Origin of the sequence: Kribbella antibiotica (assembly GCF_004349055.1) — a bacterium.
GTDB classification, from domain to species: Bacteria; Actinomycetota; Actinomycetes; order Propionibacteriales; family Kribbellaceae; genus Kribbella; species Kribbella antibiotica.
Map to the genome: position 1 here is coordinate 1 of NZ_SMKX01000260.1, position 5,947 is coordinate 5,947.

The 5,947-nt window shown below is 68.7% G+C and carries 3 protein-coding genes; 2 read left to right on the forward strand and 1 reads right to left on the reverse strand.

Annotated elements, in window-relative coordinates; all coding sequences use genetic code 11:
- Positions 1-360: 360 nt before the first annotated feature.
- Positions 361-2,571, reverse strand: coding sequence for a DUF222 domain-containing protein (locus E1263_RS41650; RefSeq protein WP_132177877.1), 2,211 nt, complete (start codon positions 2,569-2,571; stop codon positions 361-363).
- Positions 2,572-2,688: 117 nt separating this feature from the next.
- Here E1263_RS41650 and E1263_RS41655 point away from each other — a divergent pair, with 117 nt between their 5' ends.
- Both E1263_RS41655 and E1263_RS41660 read left to right on the forward strand, forming a co-directional pair.
- Positions 2,689-2,976, forward strand: a complete 288-nt coding sequence (locus E1263_RS41655) for an Lrp/AsnC family transcriptional regulator (RefSeq protein WP_132177881.1) — start codon at positions 2,689-2,691, stop codon at positions 2,974-2,976.
- Positions 2,977-3,024: 48 nt separating this feature from the next.
- Positions 3,025-5,898, forward strand: coding sequence for a hypothetical protein (locus tag E1263_RS41660; protein WP_132177879.1), 2,874 nt, complete (start codon positions 3,025-3,027; stop codon positions 5,896-5,898).
- The last annotated feature ends 49 nt before the right edge of the window (positions 5,899-5,947 follow it).

A 5,947-nucleotide genomic window follows, 5' to 3' on the forward strand; every position in this document is an offset into this window, starting at 1 on the left:
GCCCGAGCCAGCTGAAAGCGACCCGACCGGACCCCCATACGCTGAGCCCGGCACGAGGAATTCCTACCCGCGCAATCGGGAACGCACGAGTCCCGCACGGCCAGCCCGGCACGCACGAGTCACGGTCAGGCGAGTCCGACGCCAGCGATCAAAGCGTCCATGGATGGGATCCGCACTCGATGGGCTCCTGCAAGGGTGATCAACCGCGTCAGAGATGCGGTCCGGATACACCACCGAGCTGCCCCGACGGCCTAGCGCCTACCGACGACCGAGCCCAGGCACACACGCCCGCAGGATTCACGCGGGCACTCGCCGCAGGGTTCAGGCAAGACGACGCTGCAGTCGTCTTGCCTGACTCGCCTAGAACGGCGGTGGATCGTCGCGAGATTGATCGGTCGACGTCCTCTGCTGCTGACCTGCGGGTGAAGACCGCGAGCCGGAACAGTCGCGGCGCGATTCGGGGTCTCGGGTCTTGGGCTGACGGGTGATGGGGCCTCGGGCGGGTGGAACTGTGGTGTAGCGGTGGCCGGTGGGGGCGGTCAGGGTGACTGAGCCGTCGGGGTGATTCTCGGTGCGCCAGCCCCAGCCGGGGGTGTCTTTGATGACGTGGTGGTACTCGCAGTACGGCGCGAGCCCGGACAGACTGGTCCGCTGCGACACGGCGAACGGCGTACCGTGATCGCGGTCGCATTCGCGAGACGCCCGGTTGCAACCGGGCCAGGCGCAGACCGGATGGCGAGCGAGCAGGGTCTCGCTGACCATCGGGCTGGGGTCGTGGCGGGTCGTGGCGGCTTCGAGGACGACACCTGTCGCCGGGTCGGTGAGCAGACGCCTCCAGGTGCCTCTTTCGGAGATCCGGCGTGCCATCTCGGCGGGGATCGGTCCGTATCCGGTGAGTTCGCAGGGCTCGTCGTCGAGACCCAGCAGGGTGCCTACTGGGATCAGTACCTCGATATGCGGGCGCCGGCGGTGCTGATCCGGCAGGCGGCGTCCCAGCCAGTCGAGCCCGTTCTCGAGCATGTACTCGAAGAGGTCGGCCACCGAATCGGCCCGCCGTTGCTCAGCTGTCCGCTCGTCTCGCGGTTGCTTCTCCTGAGGCGGCGTCTCCCGAGGCGGCGTCTCCTGCAGCGCATTGTCATGGGGCGGCGTCCCTTGCTGCGGTGGCTTCGACTTGTTGGTGTCGCGCTGAGTGGTCGCCTTGGCAGTGAGCCGCTCGGGCTCGGTATCAGTGGACTCAGCGGGTGCCCGGGATGCCGAGGATGCCGCGTGGCCGGCGGGGTTTGCGACTGCCTCGGGATCGGCGAACGCAGCGGTGGGCATCGGCTCACCAGGGGTTGCCGCTCCCACGTCTCCGGCTGATGCGGTGGGTCCGCAGTGCGCGTCGGCATCGGATTCGGTGGGCATGGGAGCCTCCGCGGGCTCCGTCGGCGCGGGCGCCTGCGCGGGTCCTGTCGGCACGGGCGAGTGCGCAGGCTCCGTGGGCACGGGAGCCTCCGCGGCTGCCGTGGGCGGGGCTGTGGCGGCAGGAGACTGCGGCGACTCAGGGGTGGGGCGTTTGGCCAGGTCGGCCATGGCTCGGACCACGACCCACATCTTCTGGATGTTGTCGGCGGTGTGGACGATCCAGAGACCGGCCATGCCGTTCGGGAGCGGGACGAGCTTGCACGTGCGTTCGCGGACGGCTTCTCGGTGCCGGTCGACTTCGACATCGGCTTGGTGCTTGGCGACCTGATGGCGGAGGGAGCGACGCAGGTTGGCATGGGTTTGGGAGGCGCCGCGCCGCAGAACGTGGGACTCGACTGCTTGCGCGTCCTCGTCGGACAAGGCACGGGTTGCCTCGGAGATCGCCAAGGCCTTCGAGTGCGAGAGAGCGCCGGTTCGCAGTGCGGTGAGGGTGGCGGCCAGGGGACCTGTCAGGTGCAGGGCGGTATCGATGTGTTGCACCGCGGTATTCGTTGACAGGTGAAGCGCAGCGCCGACCTCGGCGGCCCAGGACCGCTCCGGATCGACCGGCCTGCCGGAGGAATCGATCACCTTCGGACGAGGCGTATCGGCCGCCTCCGCTTTGCGCTGGCGGAAGAACGATGCCATCGCACCGGCTTTGTTCGCCTCGGCCCACGACACCAGGCGCGACGTCGCCTTCATGAACTCGATCAGCGCCATCGGTGACAGGCATTTGATGCGAACCGACTCCAGCGCCGTCGCCAGCTCACCACCGGGCGGTAGGAACACCCAGGCGGGTGCCGACTGGCGCAGCATGAATCGCTCGGCATCGTCCTGCTCGACCCCTGCCCACAGCTCCCACTCCAGCTGGTCGATCGCCGTCATCGGCGGGAGGTCGTCGTCGTACAGATTCTCCTCGCTGAGCATCGTCGGCGCCTCAGGATCGTCCAGACCGAACAGATCGCCATACACGTCATCGGGCATCTCGAACGGATCGACGGGTGGGACGAAGATGGCTGCTGGGCAGGAATCCGGCGGGGCGGTCGGCGTCAGCCGCTCGCCGGCTCGGCGCGCGAAGGCCCCGGCGAGCTGTCGCTCGCCGGGGGCGCAGGCCGAGTGAATCGTCATGGGCACATATTAGAACATCTGTTCGATTGCGCCAAATTGGTGGGTTCGGCGCGGGGATTCGAGGTGGTCGCCACTATGCTTCGGCAGGTCCGAGTGTGCTTCGAGGGAGAGGACGACATGGTCACCGCGATCGTGTTCATCAAGGCCGATGTCGCGCGGATCCCGGAGGTTGCCGAGCAGGTGGCGGCGATCGAGGGCGTCAGCGAGGTCTACTCAGTGACCGGCGGGCTCGACCTGATCGCGATGATCCGGGTTCCCCGTCACGACGACCTGGCGACGGTGATTCCGGACCACGTGAACCGGGTTCCCGGCGTACTGAGCACGGAGACGCACATCGCATTCCGGGCCTACTCGACCCATGACCTGGAGGCAGCGTTCAGCCTGGGCCAGGAGGACGGTGTCTGAGGCTCGGAACCTGTACTTTCTGACACGCGCTGAAGTTACGGTGAACGCATGAGCAACCCTCCCGCAGGCTGGTACCCGGATCCGACCGGGCAGCCGGACACCATCCGCTGGTGGAACGGGAAGCAGTGGACCAATCGGACCGAGAAGGGCACGGTTCCGGACGAGGGCCAGCCCGCCGCGCCTGAGACTGGCGGCGACGGGTCCGGCGACGACGTCCAACCGGCTTGGGGTTCGACGGCGTCTGTTGATCCGACGCCTGTTGAGCCGACATCGGTACAACCCACGTCTGTTCGGCCCACGCCTGCTCAGGCGACATCTGTTCAGCAGACGGGGTCGGAGCAGAGGTGGGGAGCTACGTCGTCCGGTGCGGACCGGACACCGGCCTGGGGTGCGACGACTCCGCAGGCGGGGTGGGATTCGACCTCTCCCCCGCAGCAGGGTGGTTGGTGGCCGAATCCGGATGCTGCGGCGGGCGAGAGTGGACCGCGGCTGACTGCGGTCGGGCCGGCCGCGATTGGACCGGTCGACGGCGGCGAGGATGCCGGTGAGGTCCGCGGGGAAGACGGGCTGACGCCGTTCGAGCGCGCTCGGGCCACCTGGAACGCACCGGAGATCGCTCCGGCGCCCCCGGAGCACTGGACGCAGCAGCCGGTGCCGGACGTCGTTGAGTCGGCGCCGGAGGGTGCTGTTACGCCCGAGAGTTCGGAGCAGGCAGCGCCCAACGGATGGAAGCTGCGGCTGGCTGACGCCACGGGCGAGGCCGGTACTCCGGACGAGGTGCCCGCGCCCGACACTGCGGGTGCTGGCGCGGCGAACAGTGCCAGTACGGCGAGTGGACCTGGTGCGGCGGATGCGGCTGGTACGGCGAGCGGCACTGGCGTTGCGAGCGGCGCCGGAGCCGTGAGCGGTGCCAGCACAGCCAGCGGCCCTGGTACGCCGAACACGACTGGTGCGGCAGATGTGGCTGGTACACCGAACAGCCCTGGTACGGCGGACGCACAGGCCGGCACGGGGTCGTGGGGTGATGACGCCGGTGGTGACTGGGGCGTCGAGAGTGGCAGCGATGTAGCGGCTGGGGTTAGTGCGGCCGGTGATTGGGGCAGTGAGGACGGCGGTGCATCGGCCGGTGGCTGGAGCGCGGAGCCGGCGACCGGGTCGCAGTCTGGCGCCGCTGGTTGGGGTGTTGAGGCTGGCCACGACGCTCAGCAGGCTGGCACGCCGGAGACCACTGCTGGAGACGGCGGTGAGGTCGAGCCTGCCCCTGAGGTGGCGGGCGGTGGTGAGCCGGGATGGTCTGACGTGAGTTGGACCGAGGTTCCGAACCCGGCTCGGCAACCGCGCGATCCCAGTGCGGACGAGGGCCAGGCTGAGCGGGGTGACGGGCCGGACAGCGAGACCACGCAGGTACAGCCCGCGCAGGTACAGGCCACGCAGGCGTCTGGTGATGAGAGCACACCGGACGCGCCGACCTGGGGGGCGCAGCCCTCGGGCGACTCAGCGCAGCCTGCTTGGGGTTCGCAGCCAGATCCGGCGCCAGCGGCTACTCAGGCGCAGTCGGGTTGGGGCGTGGATCCGGAGCTAGGTCAGGCCCCGACCCAGCAGAACTGGGGCGTCGCGGCGGCGGCAACTGGCGGACAGAGCGCTGGCTGGGGAGCCAAGACTCCCGACGGCCAGGAACAGCCTGCTGCCTGGGGCGGTGCGGCTTCTGACGGCAAACAACAGACCCCTGACCAGGGCTCCAAGGCTCCTGACAACCATGAACAGGGTCCTAGCTGGGGTGCCGCAGCGCCCGACGGCCAGGAGCAGGGTCCCAGCTGGGGCGCGAAGGCTCCCGATGGTCAGCAGACGGGTGCGGGCTCTTGGGGTTCGCAGCAGGCGGCGGGCGGCGTACAGGGGGCTGGTGCTGGGCAGGGCGAGCAGAGCGCGGCTGCGGCCTGGGGTGCTGGACAGAGTGATGGTGGGCCTTGGGCCGATCAGCATGAGACTGGTTGGGGCACCAAGCCAGACCAGGCTGATGCGCAGGCTGCCGGCGGGCCTTGGGGTGAGCAGAAGCAAGCCTCCTGGGGATCTGCGCAAGGTGGTGCACCTACTACGCCAACTGAGGGCGGGCCATGGGGTGGCGGGCAGCAGGCTGGCGGATGGGGTTCCGGGCCAAGTGCTGACGGGGCTGGGGTGGCCACCAAACCAGCCGGTGCGACGAAGAAGCCGTCCGGTGGAGGTGGTGGGCCTTCGGGCGCGAAGCTGCCGTTGCTGATCGGCGGTGGGGTCGCACTGATCCTGCTGATCGTCACCGCGGTCTTCATGATCACGAATTCGGGCGACAAGAAGGCTGATCCCACCCCGGCGCCGCCGACGAACCAACCCACGATCCCACCGGGCGGGGTCAAACCCGGTCAGTCGAAGAACCCGAAGCTGCATGAGGGCGAGCGGATTGCGTCGACCGCGATCTCGTTCCCGCGCCGTACCGGGACGTGGTCGGACCGCAAGCGGCTGGTACCGCAGTTGCTCGACTCGAGCGGGCAGTACCTCGTGCTGCAGGAGAAGTTCGACGGGACCAACAACTGGTACGCCGACATCTTTGTCGGTGCCCTGGGCAATCAGTCTCGGTATGGCGGCGATCCGAAGGCGACCGCGCTGGCGCTGGCGAACGAGGTGCCGGCCTCGATGTACGGCAACATCCAGATCACCCGGAAGGCCGGAGCGAACGGCGAGGTGAAGCGGTCGGGCAAGTCGGGCTGGTTCGTGCAGCAGACGGTGACCGCGAAATCGTCCAAGGTGACCGCCCGGGTGCTTACCCTGACAGTGGCTGTCTTCGACCTCGGGGACGGAACCGCCGTCGCCTACATCAGCGACGTCCCCACCAACCGGCCGGACCTGAAGGCGGCCGAAAGCCAGGCCTACAAGGGAATCAACGTTGGCTGACGAAGAGAACCACACCCCGCCCCCACCCCAACGCCGCTCCGGCCGCCCC